Origin of the sequence: Microbulbifer hydrolyticus, from assembly GCF_009931115.1 — a bacterium.
Lineage (GTDB): Bacteria > Pseudomonadota > Gammaproteobacteria > Pseudomonadales > Cellvibrionaceae > Microbulbifer > Microbulbifer hydrolyticus.
Genome location: NZ_CP047491.1, coordinates 3,507,852 through 3,531,290, shown reverse-complemented (window position 1 = coordinate 3,531,290; position 23,439 = coordinate 3,507,852). Strand labels below are relative to the sequence as shown.

The window sequence follows — 23,439 nt, the reverse complement described above, 5'->3', positions numbered from 1 at the left end:
ATCTGCGCCATCGGGCAGTAGCGCTCTGGTCTTTACTGTAGGAGGCGTGCAGCCCCCAATTTCACAAAACTGGCTGCGCGAAACTTCTTGTGCGCTGAGTTTAGATGTCCACTTCGCCCGCGAACCACTCTGCTGAATCCCGAGGATCCCGCCGCCTGCTATGGCTGCTGGTTTTCGTTCTGCTGTTTATTGGCGCACTGAATATCTTCGTTTCGATTATTTTGCCCGGCGCAGTGCAGCGCTGGTTGCACGAGCGAGGACTGGAAGCGCAGATTGAACACATGGAGGTTTCACTGCCGCGCCTGCGCGCGCACCTGCGCGGTGTGCAGGTGCGCAACGAGTTCGAACGCGGCTTCAACGTAAGTGAGGCCACGCTAGGCCTCAGCTGGTTACAGCTGCTGCGGGGCAAGATCCACGTAAAGATGGTGGATCTTGAAGGCGCTTACATGGACCTGGAATCTGCGCCCGGCGAGTATGGGCGGGTGTGGGAGATTGGTGGCTGGGGACTGAAAGAAGGAGGTGAGAAAAAGCCCAGGCGCTGGCGTGTGGACCTGTCTTCCACCACGCTGCGCGACACGGTTGTCTGCTATCAGCACAAACCCCAGTGGAAATCACCGACCTGTGCGGATATCGGGTACCTGGAACTGGAAGACCTGTTTGTTGCCGGGCATCGGGAAATAGCCGGTGAGCCGCTTCAGTTTTCCATTGGTGCCGACAACATGGCACTGGAAAACCTGCTGGCGTGGGATGAGCACCCGCAAGAGGATTCCGGAAGCGGGCCCGGCGGAAGAACCCAGGAGCCGGGTGAGGGCGACATGCGCAAGTCTGCGCGAGAAAATCCCATCGCCGCTGTGGTACGCCTGAAAACCCGCAATATCCGTTTTGAACGCCCGGGTAACCTGCTGACGCTGACCCAGGCATCGACGCGTAAATTTGCCGTCTGCCCCCCGCAGCGGCTGGCAGAAGCGATACCCGGCTTGCGGCGGGTTACCGGTCACTGTGCCACCACGCGCCGCTTGCAGGTGCGTGGGCCGGCGAGCTTTTCCTTCGGCAAACAGTCCGAGATTGCCTGGCACCGTATTAATGGGCAGGAATTGCGCCTGCGGTATCAGAACCGACGTCACCCCAACTGGCACACCGAGACCATTGCCATCAATGATTTTGGTTTTGTGCGCGGTACAAAATCCATGACGTGGCAGAGCGCTGGTGCCAGCGGTTTTTCCTGGTGCCCCAATCGCCTGCGCACCGGGCCTTCCCGTACCGGGCGCCATCATTACTGTATCCGTGCGGGTAGCCTGCGGCTTCCGCAGCCCACGACCTTCGAGTGGCAGCAGGGCTTTCGCGTAGACCTTGCCGAGGGCGTCCTCACACAAGGCACGGTGATCGACCTGGATGCGAAGACACCGCCAGAGAACCCGCTGAATACCAATACCCTGCGCCTGGGCGCGTTGCAGTACCGTAATGACCAGCGTCGTGTGCAACTGCAAGACCTGAGCCTCGATGGCGCCACCGGTTGCGTGCCGGGCGACCTTTGGGGGCGTGGCGATCAGTGTCTGCTGCTTACGCAATTGCAGATCCCGCAAGATTTTTCCCTGCAGTTTCCGCGCAAGGCGCCCAAAAAAACACCTCGAGGGATCCTGCCGGCTCAGTTCTGGGCGCTGGATAGCGGGCCGCTAACACTGGACAAGCTCCAGTTGAACCCCGGGCAGGTGGATGCCGAACAGCAGCTGATACTGGCCGGACTCGACTGGAGCCGGGTGGAGCTTGCGCCCCAGAAAAAACAGTACCTGGTGGAAGACGTCAACCTCGAAAAAATCGAGGGTTGTGCGCCCGACGGACTGCTGCCGCAACGCCTTTCTCCCCTGTGCAGCCGCGTTGATCAGCTCCACGGCAACGGGGACTTTATCCTTGCCTTGGCGCCATCACCGTACTTGGTGCTTGGTGAACTGACGCTGGCGTCGCTGCTACTGTCCGATCACCTCGACACCGACCCTGCGGCGCAGACCGGGTTGGTGTTGCGCGAGCTTGCCACCGGCACCGGTTTTTTCCGGCTGCGCAGCCAGCGACTCAAGCCCGGGGAATACTTTGCCAGCGAGGATGCACACGGTTGGTTTTCTGATGAAAGTGAGGCAGGTGCCGACGAAGACGATGACACCGGTGTGGAAAAAGGCCGCCTGCCCGCTGAATTGCTGGCCGAAGATGCAGACCCAGACGGCAGCGCACCGGGCCATACCGGTGAGGCAATTGGCAGTGAAATCGTTGCGCGCGAGACCGAGGTGGAGCTTGCGTCGCTGTCACTGACGGAGCTGGAAGGCTGTCTTCCGCTTTCCTGGCAGGCCCTGGCGGGTGGCGGAAACCCGGAACAGCGAGCGGAATGCTTTTCGGTACACAACCTGCGCCAACAAGCGCCGTTGAACCTTGTGCTGGCCCGGAAGCGTAACACCAGCGCCAACGGTGGCTCCCGCCTGCGTATGATGTTTTCTGCAGCGGACCTCAGCGTCGAAACCGCCGACGTCACCAGTGCCGCGGAGCATTCGCTGCTGAGTGTGTCGCAATTGCGCTTGCCGAAGGCGGACTTCCGCCTGCAATCGCACCCGGGTCGCCTCCAGCTCGATGTGCCCGGTGCCGCGCTGGACACGGCCGCCTTCTGTTTTGGCAAGGCGCGCTGCGTGGATCTGCAAACCCTGCGTACCGGCGACCATTTCACCCTGGACTACGGTCGCGACCGCTTTGCTGCGGACCTCAATAACCTGACGCTTGACCAATTCACGCTGAGCGGCAGCGAGCGCGATACCACGCTGGCGGTCGAAAAACTGCAGGGGCTTTCGCTGCAGGCGAACCTGCCGCGCAAGGCGGGGGCGCGGGCAGACTGGAAAATCGAGCAGCTCCAGGCCCAGGTGGTCGAACTCTGCTGGCCACAGCGCGACAAGTCCGACCGCATGTTGCCGCGTTGTGTACGCGGAAAAAAACTGAGTTCCGGCAATGGTGGTCTGGCGGTAGCCGACCTGGCGCTTCACCAGCATTTGAGTGATCCGCCGCAGCTGCATCTTGGGGCGCTACAGATCGAAAAGCTCGGGCTGGTGCAGGCCGCACCGCCCAGCCAGCCGGTTCAGCTCAACCTGCACAATGTGCGCCTGCAGTCCGTCAGCGGATGCGGGCTCAACGACTGGCTTGCAGCTGCGCAGGTGCGGGGCGAGAGCCGTGCCCGCTGGCGCGGTTGCCTGTCATCCGGAAGCCTGCACCTGAGCGGAGACAACCTTGTCAGCCTCGGAGGCGGCGAGCAAAAAACCGGGGAAAGTAATTTCAGCCGCCTTGCACTGGGGCCGTTGCAACTTTCCGATGTGAAACTGGCGCCGGCCACTGGCGCGGCGCCGTCGCTGCAACTGGCCCAGCTGCAGTGGCAATCCATGCAATGGCCCGGTGGTACCCGGGTACGGGTCGAAGACCTGGACGCGCGCGACTTTTCCGGTTGCCTGCCGGGGCGCCCGCAAGCGCCGGCGTCTAATGAGGCCCCGCCGTGCATTTCCTTCGGCAAGCTGCTGGTTTCCGGAAAACAGAAACTCGCGCTGGGCGAAGAGCTGCGTACCACCGGACCGATCACGCTGGCGGACTTTGAATACCGTCGGGGCGAGCAGAAGCGCCTGGGTTTCACAAATCTCGCGGTGAACGGCCTGGTGTTTTCCCCAACCGCACTGGCGCTGCAGCGCGGTGAGCTTAGCGGTCTCAGTGGTTGCCTCAGTCCGGTCCAGCTGGGAGAAAAGCCGCTGTCACCCTGCTATGAAGTCGGGCGCATAACGGTGGTGAGTGAGCACAAGGTGCTGCTGAGCGATTTGCGGAGTGGCAATGCGCAGCGACAGTTCCGTGAAATCACGGTGGATGGTTTGCGGGTTACCCAGCGTGATTTCCCCGCAGGCTTGCCTTCCGAGTTGCTCCACATCGCCACACTGCGCGCCGACCTGCTCGGTTTTGGCCAGCGCGAGCTGGAGGGGAAGAACCTGCAACTGGAAAATGTGAGCAGCTGTGTACCAGACGGTTACATCAACCATGTTCGCCACTGCTTTAACCTGAAAAGCGTGCTCACGTCCGGAACGTTCAGCTTCGAGCAACGTCGACTGGAACTGACACTGGCGCAACTCGGCCAGCTGCTGGTGCTCGATATCGACGGCGGCCAGGTGCTGGAAAGTGAATTTATCGAAATGCGCGAGCTAACCGTGGCCAGGGAGGTTATACGGTTGATGTTTCTGGACGTCGCCGACAGTCGCCTGTTTCGCCGGGATGAGCGCGCCCAGGAATATGTCAATCATCAGTGGAATACCGAAATTGAATCCCTGCAGGTCAACCAGTTCGAGTATTTTCCCCCGGAAAAAATCTTGCAGGTTGATACCGTAGACCTCATTCACCCACGCAGCATTCTGGCGCGCGACCGGGACGGAAAGCTCGGTGCCTGGGAGCGGTTTCGTAGCGAAATACCGGAAGTAGAGAACTACCGATATCGGCGCGGAGATATTGCGCGGACGGCGAACCGCTTTCGCTACCGGGTTCGCCAGGTATATGTGGACCGGGGGGATTTCCTGTGGCTGGATAATTCCCAGGACTATATGGCAAGGCTGCCAATCCGGCGTATAAACGCCCTGGTGCGTGGGTTGAGCAATTATCAGGAAGATCCGCCGGCACTGGTGTTAGTCAATGGCAGCCCCGGCGGCTATAGCGACATGCACTTTGCTGGAAACATAAACCTGCTGGAAAATAACCACTGGGATGCGGGGTTGCTGGGATATGTGGAGGCTGCCAACCTGATCCCTGCGACGCCATACATGGCCGGCTTGTTGGGCTTCAAGATCCTGCAGGGGCAGCTGGATGCCGACGTCAATATAAAGGTCGATGACAACCAGGTTGACGCGCTGGCACACATGGAGCTCGAGAAAATCAAGGTGCGACACGTGCGCGATAGTGATTACCTTGAGGGCAAAAAAAGTTTGATCCCTCTCAAAATTGCACTGGCTTTGTTGAAAGATGGCGATGGCGACGTGCACTTTGACATGCCGGTAACTGGCGAACTAACCGATCCCAAATTCTCCTTCAGCTTTATTTTCAGTGATTTGTTGCAGCGCGCGATTCTGGAGGCGCTGTTTGCCTACTTCACCCCGGTGGGCGTATACAGCCTGGCCAAACTGGCATGGGCGCGATTCCGCGCGGTCAGTTTCTCCGACCTTGAATTTGCGCCCGGCAGCGATACCCTGAGTGAAACCGCGAAAGTGCAGCTCAATGGCATGTTGGCAAAAATGCGCGACAACCCCAAAGCGCGACCTGGAATCTGCGGTGTGGCGACGGCGCGTGACCTTGAAAACATGTTCCCCCTCGAAGTTGGCGCCGTACGTGGTGCGGGAGAAGCTCGCGACGAGCTTTACAAAGAACCGCCGCGCGGTATCCGCGAGGAGCTATTGCGACTGTCGAATCGTCGCAGTCGCCATGTGCAGAAATTCCTGGTTGACGCCGGTCTCGACCAGGAGGATTTCATTCAGTGCGCACCGGACTATATCGGCACTGACTCTGATGCGCCGAGAGTGGAGTTTTCCAACTGAAACACCCGTGGCACACATTACCGATCGCAAATCAGGAGAGGCATCATGGCCAAAAATCTCACCCAGCAGCTGATCGAGCAACACTTACTCGATGGAAAAATGACGCACGGCGAAGCGATTCATCTCAAAATCGACCAGACCCTGTGCCAGGATGCCACCGGCACCATGGTGATGCTCGAGTTTGAGGCGCTGGGTTTCCCGAACGTCAAAACCGAGCTCTCCGCGCAGTATGTGGATCACAACCTGATCCAGGCGGATTTTAAAAATGCCGACGATCATCTCTTCCTGCGCAGTGCCAGCCGCAAGTGGGGCATCTGGTTTTCGCGCCCCGGTAATGGCATCAGCCACGCGGTCCATATGGCCTGCTTTGGCATTCCCGGTAAAACCCTGTTGGGGTCAGACAGCCACACCTGTGCCGGAGGGGCCATGGGCATGCTCGCCATGGGCGCGGGCGGGTTGCAGGTGGCGCTGGCAATGGCCGGTCTACCATTCTCGCTGGTTATGCCGGAAGTGGTCGGCGTTGAGGTCACCGGCAAACTGCCGCCCTGGGTCAGTGCCAAGGATGTGATCCTGGAAATGTTGCGGCGCTACGATGTGAAGGGGGGCGTCAACAAGGTATTCGAATATTACGGGCCCGGCCTCGACAACCTCACCGCCATGGACCGCCACGTGATCGCCAATATGGGGCAGGAAATGGGCGCGACGGCCAGTGTCTTCCCGGCGGATGACATCCTGCGAGCGTTCCTCAAGCAGCAGGGGCGTGAAGACGATTTCGTCGAAATGCAGGCGGAAGAGGGCGCCGACTACGATCATCGCGAGACGATGGACCTGTCCAAGCTCGAGCCCATGATTGCCTGCCCGTCCAGCCCGGGCAATGTGGTGACCGTGCGCGAAGTGGCCGGCAAGCCCATCTACCAGAGTTACATCGGCTCCTCCGCCAACCCCGGCCTGCGGGATTTCGTGATTCCCGCAAAAATGGTTGCTGGCAAAAGTATCCCGGAAGAAATATCACTGGATATCAACCCCAGCAGCCGCCAGTTGCTGGAGGAGATCAGCCGCACGGGCGACCTCAACACATTGTTGCAGGCCGGTGCGCGGCTTCACCAGACCGGGTGTAACGGCTGCATCGGCATGGGGCAGGCCCCGGCCAGTGGGCGCATCAGCCTGCGCACCGTGCCGCGGAATTTCCCGGGCCGCTCCGGCACCAAGGAAGACCAGGTGTACCTGTGCAGCCCGGAAACCGCTACCGCAAGCGCACTCACTGGCAAGATTACCGACCCCCGCGATATGGATATGGACTATCCGGACTATTCCGAGCCAGAAAAGCTGAACGATATGCGGCCATTGATACTGGCCCCCGAGGATACCTCGAACGAAATTCCCGTGGAGCTGGAGAAGGGGCCCAATATTCAGCCGTTGCCGGATTTCGACCCGCTGCCCGAAGTGCTCAGTGGCCCCATCCTGCTCAAGGCCGGTGACAATGTATCCACCGACGAAATCCTCCCTGCGGGTACAGATATCCTGCCCCTGCGCTCGAATATCCCGGCCATCAGTCACTACACCTTTTCCCGCATCGACGAAACGTTTTACGAGCGCGCCAAGAAGCACAATGCGGACTGCTTTGTGATCGGTGGCGATAACTACGGCCAGGGCTCCAGCCGCGAGCACGCCGCCATCTCACCGCGCTACCTTGGCGTACGCGCGGTGATCGCCGTCTCCATGGCGCGCATCCACCGCCGCAACCTGATCAATTTCGGTATCGTGCCCCTGCTGTTCAAAAAGCCGGCAGACCTGGCGCGCCTTAACCAGGACGACATGCTGGAACTACACGACCTTCCCAAGCAACTGCAAAACGGGCGGGAAGTAGAAGTTCAAATACCGGGCGGCAAGACGCTAACCGTCACTCACAATATGAGCGAGGAAGAGGTGGCCACGGTCATCGCCGGTGGCCTGATTAATGAAGTGCGTAATGAAAAGGGCAATGAATAAACAGCTTTGACCGTCGCCCTTATATAACTACGCGTCAGTGTCTTCAATGTGCCGTGCCCACCAACCGGGCGCCGCCCAGTGTTGGGAGTGCGCACTACTCTTAGCGGCGATGGTTGCAGCGCGCGCTCTCAGCGAACCACCAACGAGTGACATTCCCGCGCATAGACGATCGTGAGCGGTCATTCGAATCTGTGTCTTGCCACTGCGATGATCCAAATACGGTTACATCATTCCGGTATTCAGCATAAAAAAGGCCATCGCGCAGGGTGGCCTTTTTTATTGCCGTCAACGTTGTGTATGCCTTGGCCAAGTAAGGCTAATTGGGTGGGCAAGACAGGCGCTGTAATGGCGTGTAATGAGCCTGTTTCGCAAAAAACGTGACGCAAGTATCATTTTGTGGCTAGATAGGGGATGTGTGCATCTATAGGAACATTTCGGGTACGTGTGTATATGTAGATATTTTGTGTGCATATATAGACACTTTTCGGGTGTCTATATATGCACACGCCCACGATATAACTGTTAGGGCAAGGAGAGCATCATTAAAAAAATAGCACTAATTTTGTCTTTATTGTCATTAACTGCAGGTTGTGTTCTCAAAGATGAGTACCCATCTGAGTGGGAGCCGGTAGCCCATGCTAAATCAGGAGGCTGCCAAGATATTTCTGGCTTATATAACAACCTTGGCGAAAACTCAAAGCAGAAAGAAGTATATCTATCATCAGTTTTTTTCCCTAAGGAACAAGATCCATCATCAGTGGATTATGTGAAAATTGTCAATTCCAGAGAAAGTAGCTCTTTCGAGATCACATTACTTGATGACTCTAAGCCTATAAAAAGCGCTAACTTTACTTCAGAATCAAAACTTAGCTGTAACAACGGAAGCTATGTCATAGAGCGAGGCGAATTTCTAGTCAAAGAAGGCGCTATTGGAAAGCAGTGGGTAAGGTATAGTTTCTCCAAAAGTGGAAACGCTTTGATTTTAGCTAAGAAAAACGGAGCCGTCGGGGCACTGTTTTTTGTTCCTATTGTGGGCTCCGAGACCGGGTGGTTGAGGTTCCAGCAGCCCTAACAAACAGCGGCAGAACGACAGCCAACGCTACACACCTTTTGTGTTACTCGCTGTCGCTCAAACATTAACACAAAATGTGCTCCGCGCCGGCTGCGCCTGCGCTGGGCGTTATGTGACAGGAGTCTGAGAATGAAACGTCAGCTACAAATACTCGGATTTGCACTAGGTTTCATTTCGTTAGCGGGCGGACTAGTTGATATCGGTGTTCAGTATTATCAAGGCGACTCAGCTGTTTGGCGCATTCCAATATTTCTGATTGGTTTCGGTATTGGGTTACCTCTATGTATCATTCCATTTTTTGATTGGCCATCCCAATCTGGCTCGCATATTGAGCTAAGTGAGCAAGAGTATGCTCAAAATAATTTGAACGGCGGGCTTCTTTCAAGTAACTATGAGGGTTCGTCCGGTGGAGAAACCGGTGACTTTGAAAGTAGCGGCGGAGAGTAGCCACATAACAATCACGGGCAGTGAAGCTCCGGCCCTACGGGCCTCCGCGGGACGTCTTACCTTATGCACGTTTTGCGCGGGTCGCTCCGCTCCCATTTTCGCGCAAATCGCGCATAATGTAAGCCGCCCCTGCCGTGGGCGTTATGTATTTTAGCAAGGTAAATGAAAGTGGAATTTATAGGTCTTATGTTTGGAATAGCGGGGTTTATTGTCGCAGGTCTAGCACACAAAAGAATGTTTAAATTGGAAGAACGACTCAAAGAGCTCTCTGTTCTAGAACTTGAGTTTGACTCTAGTAATGTGGGTAAAAAGACTCTTAAATAACTTAATAGAAATCGGTTGCCGCTAGGATTCACAGAAAATACATACATAACAAGGCGAGGCATTCCGTTCCGGCCCTGCGGGCCTCCACCGGGCAGCTTACTTTGTGCACTTTATGCGCAGGTCGCTTCGCTCCCATTTTCGCGCAAAAAGCGCCCAAAGCAAGCTGCCGCTGCTCGCGGCGTTATAGCTCACTGAGAAATGGAAAAATTAGTTAGAGCAAAAATTGCGCTAAAAGAACTGTGGGGATGGGATGAATATTATTTTTATCCCTTGGCGCCTGCGCGAAGAACGGACTTGCTCGCTCTTGATTCTATTAAGCTAGAAAATAAGATTCCTGAAGTTGATTTCAAAAAATTCTTAGGGACATTTTTTTCTGGAAACACCGTTTACGCTTTTCCTGAGAACGACCCGCCGTATTTGGAGGAATCACTAGAAGATTATGGCTACTGGTACTCTGAATTATGCATCGCAGATTCAAGCCTAAAAAACCTTGTATATTGGTCACACGAAGATACCATCACGCTAGGGGGCCTCGCATTAATTGAAAAATTTAAGCTACGGTATCCAGAATATTCACTGTTCGCGCCAGAGTGGGGCTACAAGCTATAACAAGGCGAGGCATTTCGTTCCGGCCCTGCGGGCCTCCACCGGACAGCTTATTTTGTGCACTTTACGCGCAGGTCGCTTCGCTCACATTTTTGCGCATAAAGCGCCCAAAGCAAGCTGCCGCTGCTCGCGGCGTTATGGATCAAGGGAAAAGAATGAAGCTGTATAAGCTATTGAATTCTGATGGCGAAGTATATGAAAGCGCGGAGAAAGGCCAACTGGGCGGAAATTCTCGAGAAAAAATTTACGGTACGCTTGATTGTACGGCTGCGAATAATGCACTTGGCAATAATATCTATGAAAATTACAGGGTTTTCTTTGCTAATGAATCTGTCGCAATTGCAGCCGGTTATCGCCCCTGCGGCCGCTGTTTAAAATCCGAGTACAAAAAATGGAAGGAGAGCCAAGAGCATCCTGAGCTCCAGGGCTAAGCGGCGGGTAAAAATCCATAACAAGGCCGGGCAATTTGCTCCGGCCCTTCGGGCCTCCGCGGGACAGCTTACCTTGTGCACATTTTGCGCAGGTCGCTGCGCTCCCATTTTTGCGCATAATGCGCACAAGGTAAGCTGCCCCTGCCGGCGGCGTTAAATGCCTATGAAAGCTATCGCATTAATTTTCCTAATGTTGCTGACAAGTCTCGCGAATGCCCTTACATGTTCAAACTACGAGCCGCTAAATAACGAAAAAATTGTTCTTGAAACCGAGCATGGGGTTACTAACTTCTCTGTGCCAGAAAAGTTAGAAGGAAATTCTTTGGAGTCAGTGACATTGTGGGCTTACCCAAAAACTAAAGGTGTCTCTGGAGAGCTAGCAGCTCCTTTGGCTTTCAAGGTAGATGGAGGCTTCGCAAAAGGTCAATTTGCAATCACTGCTCCATTTCTAGAGGCTGCAGTAACTGCCGCATACTCGAAAGAACTCTGTGGTCCGAGGCTAGAGGCAAGAGTCAGCATTTAACAAAGCCAGGCAGTATGCTACGGGCCTTCGGCCCTCCGCGGGACGTCTTACTTTGTGCACATTTTGCGCAGGTCGCTTCGCTCCCATTTTCGCGCAAAAAGCGCACAAAGTAAGCCGCCCCTGCTGGCGGCGTTAAATGTCATGAGCATTGAAGATCAAAGCGTAGTAGATGTAATCGGAGTCGCTAATGACGGAACCGTTGTTCTCACCATTTCCAATCACTTGGAATGGAGTGAGAGCAGCCTGTTTTTATTGCAGGAAAAAATCAATAAGTATCTAGCATTTATTGAATCGGGCGAGATTTATAGCTCGTACCCTAATGCAAAGGGCAAAAATGTGGAAATCTCAGTTGTTTGCAAGCATAAGCCGAGCTCTGATGCTCTTCAGTTTCTAGAACAATGTACAAGAATAATTAGTGCGGCGGGCTTCGGATTTCGTCATGAGGTCCTCATTTAACAAAGCCAGGCAGAATGCTCCGGGCCTTCGGCCCTCCGCGGGACAGCTTACCTTGTGCACATTTTGCGCAGGTCGCTCCGCTCCCATTTTCGCGCATAATGCGCACAAGGTAAGCTGCCCCTGCTGGCGGCGTTATGTGAAACCGAAGAAATGAAATTTCTAGCACTATTAGTTTTGATTTTCTTGCCAATTTCTTCATTTGCTGATTCGTGTGAGCAGCCTCCAGTAGCTGAAATAGCGAATCCTAATCTGTTGAAGATTATTACAACAACAATCTCGGAGAGAATGGATCAGATTGATATTTCTGCACCAACGTTTATAGATGGGAAGAAAATAAAATCTGCACAATTGTTACAAACGGATAAGGAAAAGCCTTTCTTCCTTGTTTTGCTTAGCTTACCTTTTGCTGATGAGGAAAGGGCTGCGACACAGATATTCTCAGCTCCAGGAATGTTTATTGGTGGTGAGGTACAAGTTTGGTATGGCTCAGATGAGTGTCCTACTTTGCTCAGAGGGGAAATCACATAACAAACGCAAGCAGGATGCTCCGGCCCTTCGGGCCTCCGCGGGACGCCCAACGCTATGCACGTTCTGTGCAAGTCGCTGCGCTCCCAGTTTCGCACACAAGGTGCATAGCATTGGTCGCCCCTGTTGCGGGCGTTAGGCTAGGTAATTACCCATGATGAAAAAAAGTAGTAGCTTATTCACTATTTTACTTATTATTGGATCGATCCAATCTTGCACTCTTACATCAAAAGTTTTCTCTGGTGTGGTCGATAAAAAGGTAACGAAAGAGGTATGTAGGCCGCAGAGTGTCTATTGCACAGAAGAGCATGAGAATAGAAATAGATGATTTTTACTGCGTAACTCATGTTTTTCTTACTTGCGTGTCGTTCAAGCCTAACAAAGCCAGGCAGTAAAGCTCTGGGCCTTCGGCCCTCCGCGGGACAGCTTACCTTGTGCACCTTTTTCGCGGTCGCTTTGCTCCCATTTTCGCGCAAAATGCGCACAAGGTAAGCTGCCCCTGCTGGCGGCGTTAAATGTCTAGAAGAATGAGTGCCAAATAGCAAGAAGCTGGTATTGTATTTGATTGTAGTGGCTGCACCATTGCTGCCAATTATTACTTGGCTGCCGTTCGCATACGGCTTCAACTTTAGCTCAGCTTTTGTTGCCTATAGCGTACTAGCTCTTGTCTCGTTCATAGGCGCAACGGCATGTCATTTCCTGAAAGGGGGCTGGCCTGTAAGTATTGGATACTTTGTTCTTGCTCTACCAGCAAGTTGGTTTTTAACAATTGTCGGTGCATGTTATGTATACAGTGACTGCCTGTAGCTGCAAACATTTAACAAGCAAAGGCAGCATCGCCCTACGGGCTGGACGCGCTAATGCGCGCCGCTGCTTTGGGCGTTAACTGTCATGAAATCTGATCTTAAAGAATTTATAGAATTGTCTAAAGTGCACGCCTCAATAGAGTATGGAAATCCGTCTAGTGTAAAAGCTGGAAATAATGCTGCGGACTCAATGAGGAGCATCACTAATCGATTTGTCGAGTCTGGGCGGACTGAGGAATTGTTAGAGCTTCTTGACAATAAAGTTGCTGGACCATGGGTAGCGTTTACCGTGGTGGAGTTCCAGAAAATCACCAAAGAACAAAGGGCGCGCTGCCTTGAACTAATCCGGGCCATCGCATCGGGGGATAGCGTTGATTCAATGGGTGCCGAATTGTGGCTAAAGGAGAGAGGCAATAGACACAGTTAACAAGGCAAGTCAGTGGAAAAAAACCGCTACGAACTTTTTTGCCGCTGCTTGCGTCGTTATGCACCTGGTAATTGAAAATACTGCGATTAAGAATAATGTCAGACTTCTTAAAACATAAAGCTAAATTTTTGTCCGACTATCAGGCTAGCCTTATTATAAAAGCCATAAAAGGTTCGGATTTTACTCGTGATGAAGATAGAAATTTCTATAACACTAGAAAGGAAGGTGAAGAATATGAAGCTTGGCTTTCTATCGAAAGGCTTGGTTTAGCTACCAAGAAAGAATTTAAGGAAGATTATTACGTGTTCAAGCTGAGTGCTGAGGGTGTCAAAATTGCTGAATATTTAGATCAAGCTCGATGGGAAAGTGATGACATCCCTTTTTGAAAAAAAAGTGTGATCAAAAAAATGGTTTATAAAGAGGGTGCTAGATTAATGTTTATGCATAACAATCCTATCAACGCCCGCCAGCAAGCTGGCTCGGACCTCCACTGCGGCGCTCAATTTTGTGTTTTACTAACACAAAATTGGCTTCTCCGTTCCGGCCCGTTATAGGGGCGTTAACTGAATATGTGGATAAAAAATATCCCCTCAAAATTGTTTGAAGCACTCAATGATCCAAAGTTGGTTGGTGACTACAAGCTTTCACCGCAAGACGAATGGCTTCAGCCATATGAGGCGGATGAAATAGATGCAGTAGTATTTTCGGCTCCGTTCAATGGTAGTTCCACTACAGTTCAAGGGCTGTTATGCGGTGCAATTCGTATCTGTAATACTGGCTGTGAGGGGTATCATATTTACGTATTTAATGGGCCTGAAGCCGGAAGCATATGGTCAGATCAGCGGTACCCCTTTGGTCGTCTTTCAAAAATTTGTTCATCATTAGACATCTATTTGTCCAGTTTAAGAGAGTTCGGCGCTGGGCACATAGCGCACTACGAGGACCTCAGTTAACAAAGCCAGGCAGCAAGGCTCCGGGCCTTCGGCCCTCCGCGGGACAGCTTACCTTGCGCACCTTTTGCGCAGGTCGCTGCGCTCCCATTTTTGCGCAAAACGCGCACAAGGTAAGCTGCCCCTGCTGGCGGCGTTAAGTGATGAGAGTAGTCGATTGATCATAAAAGTAATTTTGCTAGTAGCAGTGATGACATATTTTGCCCGCTCTTCGAATTGGCTGAATGCGGCGATTTTTTGGGGTGTTGGTGTACTTTTGTTGAGTTTTATCTTCGGCGGAGTTCAGCTGGGCGCGATTATTGGTGCTGCTATTTCATTCGCCATTGCTTTAGGTGTGTTCAAGCTTTTAGATCATCTTGAGGGAGCTGGAGCATGGTATTGGGTCGCGTATGTATTTGGTATTGCAGCTCTAATTGTAGTGGCGTAGTCCCAGTCACTTAACAATGCGCAGCAAAGGGACGGCTTACTTTATGCACGTTCTGCGCAGGTCGCTACGCTCCCATTTTTGCGCAAAACGCGCATAAAGTAAGCCGCCCCTGTGCGCGGCATTATGGTTCATGGAGAGCACAATGAGAAATATACTGTTTGGGATCTTTGCTGTTCTTGCAAATCATGGCTTTGCATGTGAAGAGTCTGATGTGGACAGTTTTGTTCGAGATGTCAAGGTATATCAGCATCAAGGCCAGGCTTGCACATCCTTTCAGATACTTCTCAGTGAGTTTATAGAAACTAAGAATAGATATATTGATTCTGCGTACTTAAATATTATTGATGAGAGCAATAAAGTAGTAGCTGAAGTCTCTCCAGAATTGGAGCGCCCAGGCTTCGGCAATGTGCTTCTGTCTATGTGCATATCAAAGAGATACATAGAGAATTCGCGCGTGTTTCTAAATGTAAAGCCGCGGCCATCGGTAAAATTAAACGGCAATGGAGCAGTAACCACAGGGAGCGCTTTGTGCCTCGAAACACAGGAGTTGATACTTTCCAAGCTCGTAAAGGGCGGTGGTGAGTAGGTGGCGAGTGCCAAAAAACCATAACAATCACGGGCAGTAGAGCTACGGCCCTCCGGCCCTCCGGGCCTCCGCGGGACGGTTTACCTTATGCACGTTTTACGCGGGTCGCTTCGCTCCCATTTCCGCGCAAAACGCGCATAAGGTAATCCGCCCCTGCCGTGGGCGTTAAGAGCACAGCATCGAGCAAGGAATAAGAATGAATAAAATAGCTACATTAGTAATATTATCCTTACTAAGCACTTTCTCAATTGCCGAACAACGGATAATTGCTGTTGAAGGCTCAGGTATGGTCGAGGCCGTGCCTGATCTCATACGTATTAGCTACAACGTATTCAATCTACACAAAGATGATCCATCTAAAGCCAAAGCGAAAGTCGATGAAATATCATCAGTTTCTGTGCAAAAACTCATAAATCTAGGTGTTTCCGAACAAGATATAACATCTTCATCTCTAAATATCGAAACAGCCGAAGATTACGATGACAATGGCAATGCTTCCATCATAGGCCACGTAGTTCGCAGAGATATTGATATCGTCATTCGGGACATCGGCCTCTACGGTGACGTAATTCAAGCTTTAGTAGACAGCCAAGTATCCGAAATTGATAGCGTTAAGCCAGATGTCTCTAATTATGAAGAGTTAAAGCGAGAGGCATTGGCTAGTGCTGCTCAATCTGCAAGATCCAACGCCGAGTTCTTAGCTAAACAATTCGGCGCAAAACTGGATAAGGTGCATCAAATTGGCAAGCAGAATATACGCCGCCAGTACAGCCTCGAAGAAATTGTAGTAACCGCTCAAAAAAGAAGTGCCTCAAATATAAAAAGCATTCCGTACGAGTTTAAGCCTGGCAACGTAAAAGTGTCATCGGAGGTTTACGTTGAGTTCCAGCTCAAGTAAGGCTCTTAACAAATCAATTCACTACGCGCCTTCGGCGCCGGGCAGCTTACACTACGCTTCGCTTCGTTCCAGCTGCCGGTTATTGAGGCGTTATGCATCACTATGAAGAAGCTAATCACTTTATATTTGGCATTTTTTTCTGCAATAGCAACTGCCCAAGAGATTAAGTGTGAGGGTTTAAGGAAAATAAGTGCTCCCTATCCACCATACCCACTTCCAGAGCAGGTTAGGGAGTACCTTCCAGGTACGTCTTACATGCATATATTTGTAGAGGGTTATGTAGTAGTTGAGTTTACTGTAGAGAAAACAGGCTACGTCAGCGATGTAAAAGTTATAGAATCTGAGAATAAGCCAATTAGAGATAGAACAAATATTTCTTTTGATGGATTTCTTGAAAAAAGCGTAGTTCCAGTTGTGAGTAAATGGCAGTTTGAGGCGCAGGCACAACCATGCATTCACAAGCAGAAATTTAGCTACTTCCTGAGTCCAAATGCATAACAATCAGCGGCAGAGCGACAGCCAACGCTACGCACCTTTTGTGTTACTCGCTGGCGCTCAAACATTAACACAAAACGCGCTCCGCGCTGGCTGCGCCTGCACTGGGCGTTAGAGTAAGTATGAAATTCAAGGTCGTACTACAATTAACGGTAGCGAATTTTCTACTGGGTTGCGTAGGTACTAAAAATATTTCTAGAGATAGCGAATACGTGAAATTGGTTGGCTCTTGTTATTCGCTTCAATTAGATATGAGAGCTAGAAAGAGCGTATGCTGGGAGATCGGAAGTCCTGTTTTATCTCCGGATGATTATGATGACTGCTTTGTAGGGGACGCTGTTTATTCCGTAAAGTCAGGTACGCAAATCGTCATTAACCATATTATTATGCAACGATTTGGGACTTATGGAATTTGTCCACAAATTAAGGCAGAAATAATTGAGGGAGATGTGCAAGGAGAGGAAATATATATTCCCTTATGCTCTTCTGTAGGATCTGTTTCTTGGCTGGATAGTGAGTCTTGGTCTTGGGAACGTGGAGATCCTATCGTTTTAAAAGAAAAATATGTGAAAAGCTGCGATATTAATGCTGCCATATAAAGGCGTAACTCTAGCAAACGCAGGCAGTATGCTCCGGCCCTTCGGGCCTCCGCGGGACGCCCAACGCTATGCACATTTTGTGCGGGTCGCTGCGCTCCCAGTTTCGCACAAAATGTGCATAGCATTGGTCGCCCCTGCTGCGGGCGTTATGTGAATACTAAAACAGAGAGAATGCATTGAGCAGTAAAGCAAAAATAGAAGAACCATTGACTGAGCGGGCTAGGGCGGGCTACATATTTGCTTGGGTAGTTTATGGCCCAGTTATCAGATATACCCACCTAGGGCGAGGACGAAGTGTCGAACTAGTCGATATTTCATTTCAGATCGAACTGGTTTTGGCCGCATTGCCAATCATCGTTTTATGTATATTTAATGTTCCGGAACTAGTGTCACCCGTAAATTTTTCCTATGTTGTGATCGCTTGGCATGTATCTTTGATGGTGGCTTCTTGGTCCATTCTCAATGAAGAAACTCTCAGTAGGTTCTATAAGCAATCTAAAGATATTAAAGAACTACAAAAAGTCGTTGAGGTTTGTGAGTCTCAAAGTTATATGTGGTTCCTGTTCTTTACATCATTCGTGATGATGTTTTTTGTATTGATAGCTTACCTTTATTTTTGGGCCTACGATGCTTTAGAGATCGCCCTCACATAACAAACAGCGGCAGAGCGACAGCCAACACTACGCACCTTTTGTGTTACTCGCTGTCGCTCAAACATTAACACAAAAGGTGCTCCGCGTTGGCTGCGCCCGCGCTGGGCGTTAGCACCCATTATGAATCGAGCACTATTAGCAATAATCACAATATTTCTGGCTACAAGCACTATGGCAGGCTCTTATACCTACGACATCCAACAAGCAGGCTATGACTTTGACCAATATGACCTCAAGGGTGAAGCTTCCTATGAAATCTTCATAGAAGAATTTCGCAGGTTTCCATGGAAACAGCAGGTAGGAAAAAATACTGGTGGATCAGAACCAACCATCTCTGTTAAAAACAAAGAAAGTAAAGTTGATTATTGGGTTTCAGTTATTGGAAAGCCCAATGAGTATGTCTACTTAGTCGGTATTGTTCAGCCCAAAATGGTTAAAACCATGTTTGGCTTCGGCAAAGAAAAAGAGGTTCGGTGGCTATCCATTTATATTGCAGAGCAACAGCAAACAGTAGAGGGTACTTTTCAACTCTACTTCGCGGGTAAAATCGAAGAACTCCACAAAGAGCTTTCCGGACTCCCTCTATTCACCGAGCAGGAGGCCAGGTAAAGTGCTAACAAAGCCACGCACAATCGCCCCTTCGGGGCTGGACCTCCGCACTGCGTGCTCCGCCTGTGCTGGCGGCGTTATGTTTCATAGAGAAAAATGAGTTGTAGATGGAAATTAGCCTGCTTCATTTTGTAGTTATCGGAATTTTCGCGCTAGCCATTTGGCAGCATTTCACGAAAAGTGGTAGAGGTCGTGCGCTAGGGGGTACCATCACGGAGACGATTTCTGATCGGGTGGTCTATAAAAAGGGGCAAAAGACAACCGAGATTACGGTTCATGTTGTGTCTCAAAGCAAGCCGCAGAAACTTGTAGGCATTGAAATAAAAGAGAAGTTCTTTGCCGGGTTCAATATGAAGCCCATTTCATTATCTAAGGCGGAAGCACTTCGTCTCTCAAAATTATTGAGCGAGGCGGCACAAAAAACATAACAATCACGGGCAGTGAAGCTCCGGCCCTTCGGGCCTCCGCGGGATGGCTTACCTTATGCACGTTTTGCGCGGTCGCTACGCTCCCATTTTCGCGCAAATCGTGCATAAGGTAATCCGCCCCTGCCGTGGGCGTTAGCTTCCTAGAGGAAATTGAAATTATGACTGAAAAATCTATCTATTCTAGCCCAGAGAGCGCTTTGCAGAATCGCCATGCATTTGAGTGGGACGGGGAGTATATAAAGGTTCAAAGCCCTGCACATTTACCAGAAGTATGTATAGGATGTGCGCAAACTTCAGGCCTAAATGAGTCGCAAGACCATTTAAATTACGTTAACCCTTTAGTATTCTTTTGGATATTATTAAGCCCCCTTGCTTTAATAATTGCATATTTCGTATGCCGTAGAAAGGCAGAAACCACTTTCAGTCAATGTTCAGCATGCTCTAATAAAACCACAAAGTGGGCCAGGGTTGCGAATATTTCGTGGGCAGTATTTGTTTTGGCAATAATAGTCAGAATATTAATTGGACCAGAGCTTTTGCCGGTTCAAGCAGCATTTATTTTTGGTTCACCAATTCTGGCTTTGTTTGCCACAGCAATGAAAGATACACAACTATCAATTAAAAAATTTATTGAACCAACTTTTTATATTAAAGGTTTCAGTAAAGAGTTTAAGTCAAAGCTAACAAGTCAATGAATGTTGCCCCTATAGGGCTGGGGCTCCGCATTGTGTGCTCCGCCCCATTATTGAGGCGTTATGCGCAGTAGAGGGCTTATTCTTTGATTAAGAAGCTAATAGCTACAATTGTCTTGCTTGTTGCAAGCCAACCCAGTTTCAGCTCCTATGAATTGAATCCAAGGCTTTTGGAGAAGCAAGTCTTAAAAGATCCAATTTCCGGGTGGATTGAAATTCAGAAAAATGGAAATGGGCAAGTCATAGTTCCTGCCAATGGGCATAAGTGGAAAGGGTTGTCTGGAGAATCTGTTTATCTATCTTCTAAAGGGAATGTTGAGATCATTTCTGATCTAGGAAAATATAAATCTTCAGATAATTTCGGACCAGTAGCATTTGAAAAGCTGCATTCATTTCAAATAGATAGATTTAATGAAAAATTGAAAAGTATATTTGGCATTGAAAGCAATCTTAAGCACTTGTATCACCTGAGGGTATTTGGTGCCAACATGAGATTTTCAATACCAGATTATTTCGCTTATGATTTGACCCTATATTCAGATGGCAAAGAGCTCCAATATATCTTAGTTTGCCGGGACTATTGCCATAACTCTGAACCGGAAATAGTGTTCGTAGAACAGGGGTAATCGCATAACAAGGTGCGGCAGACCGACGCCTTACTTTGCGCACTTTTTGCGCAGTCGCTTCGCTCCAATTTTCGCGCATAAAGCGCCCAAAGCAAGCTGCCGCTGCTCGCAACGTTATATGAAAGACTTCCCCACGTTTAGTAGACACCTCGAAGGGCTATAGAAAACCGATATTCTATGACCGCCCGATTTTTCACCATACGAGTACGGTATTGATTGTCGTTACGGTAGACCCTGAATAGCGTCATTTTAAAAGATAGTAAAACATGTACATACCCAGGAACTTCCGCGTAGATAGCGACCAGGAAATCTTTAACTTTGTAGAAGCGAATGCATTCGGCCAGCTTGTCTCCAATGTGGGCGGAAGAATATTTTCTACTCACCTTCCTGTGCTCTTGTCAGGCGACAGAAAGCATATTGTGGCGCATGTGGCCAAGGCCAATCCACAGCATAAGGAGATAGACGGGCAGGAGGTACTTATCACTCTGGAGGGGCCTCATGGATACGTCTCGCCATCCTGGTATGAGAACCCGGGCGTCCCTACCTGGAACTACCAGGCCGTTCATATTTATGGGTATGCCAGGGTATTCGACGATAGAGACAGGTTGATGGCGGTAGTGGAAAGCCTTACGGCCAAATATGAAAAGCAGTTTCCAGTGCCCTGGGTACCCGCCTACAACGAGGCCATGCTAAACGCGATTGTCGGTATTGAAGTGGAAATCACCGAGGTTCAGGGAAAGTTCAAACTCGGGCAGAATCGTAAATCCGAGGATATAGAGGGCGTAGTGAGTAAGTTGCGGGAGCTTGGATTGTCCGATCTGGCGGAAGCGACAGAACAATATGCGCTGGCAGACGCCGTTCAGGATTGAGCGTGTAATGCTGAAATTGGACATTGATGCGCTTGTGCAAGTTGGTGAGATATGGCGTCAGCTGTTAGGATCGACAGCGGGGTTTAGTTAAGTATTAAGTTTTCCTACTAAGAAAATTTCTTGGCTAATCCAGCAAGTTGTAATTGGGTTTCGTAGATAGAAAGATGTCTTGGGGGAAAAGTGACCAGATTTAAGTTGTATTGGCTGGGGGCGGCTGTGACCGCGGCTCTGGCGGTAAACGCCAGCGCACAAGAAATGCCGCAATCCATGCCGTCCGATGTGTACTACCAGGGCAGTTGGGGTATCAACGGTGAGCTGTTCAATTTTGACCCGGTCGAGGCCTATTACGATGGTGTGAGCGATACCGGTTTTGGTCTCGGTGCTGGCTACGCCGGCGAATACGGCCTGTTTAATTTCAATATCGGGATCGGCGCCATTCTGGTGGACGACGAAGACGAGTTTTCCCAGCAGGTGGAATATGATTGGAGCGGCGATCGCTCCACCGAGAGTTCCTCCATCAGTGCATTAACCGCAATGGTAGATGCAGGTGTACAGTTTCCCTTGACCGACAGCCGGCGTTTTCTGGTGGGCCTGAATGCGGGGTATCGCCACCTGGATATGAGCCGCGAAATTACCAACTGCAGCGATTGCTACAGCGAAAATATCTACATCAGCGGTGATACCTACCTGAAACCCTTCGTGAAACTCGCATTCAACCAGCGAGTCAATGGCAGCCTGGCGTTGTACCAGTACTCCGGCGACCAGGGGCTGGAGGATTCCGTGCAGTTCCAGGTGAACTGGGAAATATAAGCCGGAATATGACCGGATAAGCGGCACGCGGCTAGCTGGGGCTGCGCAGCCGGTCCAGCCGTAGCCGCTCCCGCCCATCAAACAATCTTCGCGCGCACAGCTCTACTGCCACAAAGGTGCCAAAGCCGGTGCCGGCGGCGATGGTGAACATAATCAGTATCTGATACTTCACCGCCAGTGCCGGAGAAGTGCCGGCGAGTATCTGGCCGGTCATCATCCCCGGCAGGGATACGATGCCAGCCGCAGCCATGGCGTTGATGATGGGCGTGAGGCCCGCGCGCATGGCGTCGCGGCGGAACTCGCTCAGTGCCTGCTGCGCCGTTTCTCCCAGCATCAGCCGGTTTTCGATGACGGCGCGGGAGCGATGGGCGCTCTCTGTCAGCCGGTCCAGGGACAGGGCGATGCCGGTCATGGTATTGCCCAGCAGCATGCCCAGCAGGGGAATGGCGTATTGTGGTGTGTACCACGGGGAGGGGCTGATCACCACGACGAGGGTAAGCACGGTGACGGCAAAGGCGGAGATAAACATCGACAGCGTGCTGATACCAAAGCTCCATCCTCCGAGCAGGGGGTACTTCTGCCGCGCCACCACTTCGCGTCCCGCGAGCAGCAACATGCCGATGCCCATCAGCGCGACCCAGTGCAGGCTGCCGACCGAAAACAGGGCTTCCAGTACCAGACCGACGAGGGTGAGTTGAATCGCGGTGCGGGCGGCCGCAATCAGCAGGGGCTTGCCGACACCCAGGCGCGCCAGAAAGGTGCACGCGGCCAGTGCGATCACCAGCAGTGCCGCCAGTGCCAGTTGCCACCAGGAGAGTTCGATGACGTTCACTGTGTCATCTCCTGTTCTTTTATGCCGTTATCCACAATATGGAAGTGACGGTCGGCTACTCGTGCAATCTGGTCTTCGTGGTGGGCGACCCACAGGGTCGGCAACTGTTGCTGGCGGATGATATCGCGCAGCCAGGCCTCCACCCGTTCGGTGCTGTCTTTGTCGAGGTTTGCCGTGGGTTCATCCAGCAGCAGCGCCGCCGGTTTGTGGGACAGGGCGCGCGCCAGCGCCAGCCGCTGTTTCTCTCCCGAAGAGAGGCGGGTCACCGGCCAGGTGAAGGCGTCCGCTTCCAGGCCGAGTTGTTGCAGGGTCTCGTCCGAGGTTTCGGAAAAGTGCTCGCCCACGGTGTCGTGCCACCAGGCACTTTCCGCCGGTATCAGCATCACCGCACGGCGCCAGCGGTGGCCCGGCACATCGCTCTGGCGGGTATCCCCGAGTTGCACGCTGCCGCTATGCAAATCCAGGTCGGCAATGGCGCGCAGCAGCCGGCTTTTTCCGGAGCCGGAAGTGCCTGACAGGCAGACGATTTCGCCCGCAGCCACCTCCAGTTCAATATTTTTCAGGTCGCCGATGGCGAGATTTTTGATTGCGAGCGTTGCCAATACCGTATCTGCCCCAGGGGTTGTTTAGGGATTGTTTGCCGCGGGACAAGTTATCACAGCTGTCGATTAAACGTGGCGAGTTGCGGCAGATGTGCGGTTTGCCTGTGCCGCTCTGGTCCGGCGGGTTGCGGTCAAAAAATGCACGGTTTGCGCTAATTGACGCACTGCGGGCGAA

At 51.4% G+C, this 23,439-nt stretch carries 25 protein-coding genes; 23 read left to right on the top strand and 2 right to left on the bottom strand.

Going from position 1 to position 23,439, the window contains the following annotated elements; genetic code table 11:
- The first annotated feature begins 104 nt into the window (after positions 1-104).
- The 23 genes from GTQ55_RS15125 to GTQ55_RS15020 all read left to right on the top strand — a co-directional run bounded on the left by GTQ55_RS15125 (position 105) and on the right by GTQ55_RS15020 (position 21,830).
- Complete coding sequence (locus GTQ55_RS15125; protein ID WP_161859479.1) at positions 105-5,582, top strand: DUF748 domain-containing protein; 5,478 nt, start codon at positions 105-107, stop codon at positions 5,580-5,582.
- A gap of 45 nt (positions 5,583-5,627) precedes the next feature.
- The gene (locus GTQ55_RS15120; protein WP_161859478.1) at positions 5,628-7,571 is read left to right on the top strand and encodes an aconitate hydratase; all 1,944 of its coding nucleotides are present in this window, start codon (positions 5,628-5,630) and stop codon (positions 7,569-7,571) included.
- A 562-nt stretch (positions 7,572-8,133) separates the two neighbouring features.
- Positions 8,134-8,643 carry a hypothetical protein gene (locus tag GTQ55_RS15115; protein ID WP_161859477.1) on the top strand — a complete coding sequence of 170 codons (510 nt, stop codon included), beginning with the start codon at positions 8,134-8,136 and terminating at the stop codon, positions 8,641-8,643.
- Positions 8,644-8,772: 129 nt separating this feature from the next.
- The gene (locus tag GTQ55_RS15110) at positions 8,773-9,090 is read left to right on the top strand and encodes a hypothetical protein (protein ID WP_161859476.1); all 318 of its coding nucleotides are present in this window, start codon (positions 8,773-8,775) and stop codon (positions 9,088-9,090) included.
- 522 nt (positions 9,091-9,612) lie between these two features.
- Positions 9,613-10,023 carry a hypothetical protein gene (locus tag GTQ55_RS15105; protein ID WP_161859475.1) on the top strand — a complete coding sequence of 137 codons (411 nt, stop codon included), beginning with the start codon at positions 9,613-9,615 and terminating at the stop codon, positions 10,021-10,023.
- A 152-nt stretch (positions 10,024-10,175) separates the two neighbouring features.
- Entirely contained in the window at positions 10,176-10,451 is a 276-nt protein-coding gene (locus tag GTQ55_RS15100; protein WP_183946667.1) for an Ada metal-binding domain-containing protein, read from the top strand.
- Positions 10,452-10,614: 163 nt separating this feature from the next.
- Complete coding sequence (locus GTQ55_RS15095) at positions 10,615-10,974, top strand: hypothetical protein (protein WP_161859473.1); 360 nt, start codon at positions 10,615-10,617, stop codon at positions 10,972-10,974.
- Positions 10,975-11,115: 141 nt separating this feature from the next.
- On the top strand, positions 11,116-11,430 hold the full coding sequence (locus GTQ55_RS15090; protein WP_161860201.1) for a DUF6572 domain-containing protein: 315 nt from the start codon (positions 11,116-11,118) through the stop codon (positions 11,428-11,430).
- Positions 11,431-11,580: 150 nt separating this feature from the next.
- Positions 11,581-11,958, top strand: a complete 378-nt coding sequence (locus GTQ55_RS15085; protein WP_161859472.1) for a hypothetical protein — start codon at positions 11,581-11,583, stop codon at positions 11,956-11,958.
- An 888-nt stretch (positions 11,959-12,846) separates the two neighbouring features.
- Positions 12,847-13,188, top strand: a complete 342-nt coding sequence (locus tag GTQ55_RS17995) for a hypothetical protein (RefSeq protein ID WP_237567705.1) — start codon at positions 12,847-12,849, stop codon at positions 13,186-13,188.
- A 95-nt stretch (positions 13,189-13,283) separates the two neighbouring features.
- Entirely contained in the window at positions 13,284-13,574 is a 291-nt protein-coding gene (locus tag GTQ55_RS15080; protein ID WP_161859471.1) for a hypothetical protein, read from the top strand.
- Positions 13,575-14,295: 721 nt separating this feature from the next.
- Complete coding sequence (locus GTQ55_RS15075) at positions 14,296-14,565, top strand: hypothetical protein (protein ID WP_161859470.1); 270 nt, start codon at positions 14,296-14,298, stop codon at positions 14,563-14,565.
- 142 nt (positions 14,566-14,707) lie between these two features.
- Positions 14,708-15,151: a hypothetical protein gene (locus GTQ55_RS15070; protein ID WP_161859469.1), complete on the top strand. Its 444-nt coding sequence runs from the start codon at positions 14,708-14,710 to the stop codon at positions 15,149-15,151.
- 196 nt (positions 15,152-15,347) lie between these two features.
- On the top strand, positions 15,348-16,049 hold the full coding sequence (locus tag GTQ55_RS15065; RefSeq protein ID WP_161859468.1) for an SIMPL domain-containing protein: 702 nt from the start codon (positions 15,348-15,350) through the stop codon (positions 16,047-16,049).
- A gap of 102 nt (positions 16,050-16,151) precedes the next feature.
- Positions 16,152-16,547: an energy transducer TonB gene (locus tag GTQ55_RS15060; RefSeq protein WP_161859467.1), complete on the top strand. Its 396-nt coding sequence runs from the start codon at positions 16,152-16,154 to the stop codon at positions 16,545-16,547.
- A 119-nt stretch (positions 16,548-16,666) separates the two neighbouring features.
- On the top strand, positions 16,667-17,143 hold the full coding sequence (locus GTQ55_RS15055; protein ID WP_161859466.1) for a hypothetical protein: 477 nt from the start codon (positions 16,667-16,669) through the stop codon (positions 17,141-17,143).
- A 176-nt stretch (positions 17,144-17,319) separates the two neighbouring features.
- A complete protein-coding gene (locus tag GTQ55_RS15050; protein ID WP_161859465.1) occupies positions 17,320-17,796 on the top strand; it encodes a hypothetical protein in 477 nt (158 codons plus the stop codon).
- 171 nt (positions 17,797-17,967) lie between these two features.
- The gene (locus GTQ55_RS15045) at positions 17,968-18,405 is read left to right on the top strand and encodes a hypothetical protein (protein WP_237567704.1); all 438 of its coding nucleotides are present in this window, start codon (positions 17,968-17,970) and stop codon (positions 18,403-18,405) included.
- A 107-nt stretch (positions 18,406-18,512) separates the two neighbouring features.
- Entirely contained in the window at positions 18,513-18,833 is a 321-nt protein-coding gene (locus GTQ55_RS15040; RefSeq protein WP_161859463.1) for a hypothetical protein, read from the top strand.
- A gap of 158 nt (positions 18,834-18,991) precedes the next feature.
- Positions 18,992-19,528, top strand: coding sequence for a hypothetical protein (locus GTQ55_RS15035; RefSeq protein ID WP_161859462.1), 537 nt, complete (start codon positions 18,992-18,994; stop codon positions 19,526-19,528).
- 83 nt (positions 19,529-19,611) lie between these two features.
- Positions 19,612-20,151 (top strand): hypothetical protein, encoded by a 540-nt coding sequence (locus tag GTQ55_RS15030; RefSeq protein ID WP_161859461.1) that lies wholly within the window; start codon positions 19,612-19,614, stop codon positions 20,149-20,151.
- A gap of 266 nt (positions 20,152-20,417) precedes the next feature.
- Positions 20,418-21,020, top strand: a complete 603-nt coding sequence (locus GTQ55_RS15025) for an FMN-binding negative transcriptional regulator (protein ID WP_161859460.1) — start codon at positions 20,418-20,420, stop codon at positions 21,018-21,020.
- Between the two features lie 216 nt (positions 21,021-21,236).
- Positions 21,237-21,830 carry an outer membrane beta-barrel protein gene (locus GTQ55_RS15020; protein ID WP_161859459.1) on the top strand — a complete coding sequence of 198 codons (594 nt, stop codon included), beginning with the start codon at positions 21,237-21,239 and terminating at the stop codon, positions 21,828-21,830.
- A gap of 31 nt (positions 21,831-21,861) precedes the next feature.
- On the opposite strand, the gene GTQ55_RS15015 is transcribed toward GTQ55_RS15020, so the two are convergent.
- Both GTQ55_RS15015 and GTQ55_RS15010 read right to left on the bottom strand, forming a co-directional pair.
- Positions 21,862-22,662 (bottom strand): ABC transporter permease, encoded by an 801-nt coding sequence (locus tag GTQ55_RS15015; RefSeq protein WP_161859458.1) that lies wholly within the window; start codon positions 22,660-22,662, stop codon positions 21,862-21,864.
- Positions 22,659-23,264: an ABC transporter ATP-binding protein gene (locus tag GTQ55_RS15010; RefSeq protein ID WP_161859457.1), complete on the bottom strand. Its 606-nt coding sequence runs from the start codon at positions 23,262-23,264 to the stop codon at positions 22,659-22,661. Before GTQ55_RS15010 ends, GTQ55_RS15015 begins: the two co-directional genes overlap by 4 nt.
- Positions 23,265-23,439 lie beyond the last annotated feature (175 nt).

Excerpts from the sequence above, each read along its gene's own strand:
- GTQ55_RS15105 (WP_161859475.1), top strand. The coding sequence starts at position 9,613 with ATGGAAAAATTAGTTAGAGCAAAAATTGCGCTAAAAGAACTGTGGGGA.
- GTQ55_RS15025 (WP_161859460.1), top strand. The coding sequence starts at position 20,418 with ATGTACATACCCAGGAACTTCCGCGTAGATAGCGACCAGGAAATCTTT.
- GTQ55_RS15085 (WP_161859472.1), top strand. The coding sequence starts at position 11,581 with ATGAAATTTCTAGCACTATTAGTTTTGATTTTCTTGCCAATTTCTTCA.
- GTQ55_RS15100 (WP_183946667.1), top strand. The coding sequence starts at position 10,176 with ATGAAGCTGTATAAGCTATTGAATTCTGATGGCGAAGTATATGAAAGC.
- GTQ55_RS17995 (WP_237567705.1), top strand. The coding sequence starts at position 12,847 with ATGAAATCTGATCTTAAAGAATTTATAGAATTGTCTAAAGTGCACGCC.
- GTQ55_RS15125 (WP_161859479.1), top strand. The coding sequence starts at position 105 with ATGTCCACTTCGCCCGCGAACCACTCTGCTGAATCCCGAGGATCCCGC.
- GTQ55_RS15045 (WP_237567704.1), top strand. The coding sequence starts at position 17,968 with ATGGCAGGCTCTTATACCTACGACATCCAACAAGCAGGCTATGACTTT.
- GTQ55_RS15120 (WP_161859478.1), top strand. The coding sequence starts at position 5,628 with ATGGCCAAAAATCTCACCCAGCAGCTGATCGAGCAACACTTACTCGAT.
- GTQ55_RS15065 (WP_161859468.1), top strand. The coding sequence starts at position 15,348 with ATGAATAAAATAGCTACATTAGTAATATTATCCTTACTAAGCACTTTC.
- GTQ55_RS15070 (WP_161859469.1), top strand. The coding sequence starts at position 14,708 with ATGAGAAATATACTGTTTGGGATCTTTGCTGTTCTTGCAAATCATGGC.
- GTQ55_RS15060 (WP_161859467.1), top strand. The coding sequence starts at position 16,152 with ATGAAGAAGCTAATCACTTTATATTTGGCATTTTTTTCTGCAATAGCA.
- GTQ55_RS15090 (WP_161860201.1), top strand. The coding sequence starts at position 11,116 with ATGAGCATTGAAGATCAAAGCGTAGTAGATGTAATCGGAGTCGCTAAT.
- GTQ55_RS15055 (WP_161859466.1), top strand. The coding sequence starts at position 16,667 with ATGAAATTCAAGGTCGTACTACAATTAACGGTAGCGAATTTTCTACTG.
- GTQ55_RS15035 (WP_161859462.1), top strand. The coding sequence starts at position 18,992 with ATGACTGAAAAATCTATCTATTCTAGCCCAGAGAGCGCTTTGCAGAAT.
- GTQ55_RS15080 (WP_161859471.1), top strand. The coding sequence starts at position 13,284 with ATGTCAGACTTCTTAAAACATAAAGCTAAATTTTTGTCCGACTATCAG.
- GTQ55_RS15040 (WP_161859463.1), top strand. The coding sequence starts at position 18,513 with ATGGAAATTAGCCTGCTTCATTTTGTAGTTATCGGAATTTTCGCGCTA.
- GTQ55_RS15095 (WP_161859473.1), top strand. The coding sequence starts at position 10,615 with ATGAAAGCTATCGCATTAATTTTCCTAATGTTGCTGACAAGTCTCGCG.
- GTQ55_RS15110 (WP_161859476.1), top strand. The coding sequence starts at position 8,773 with ATGAAACGTCAGCTACAAATACTCGGATTTGCACTAGGTTTCATTTCG.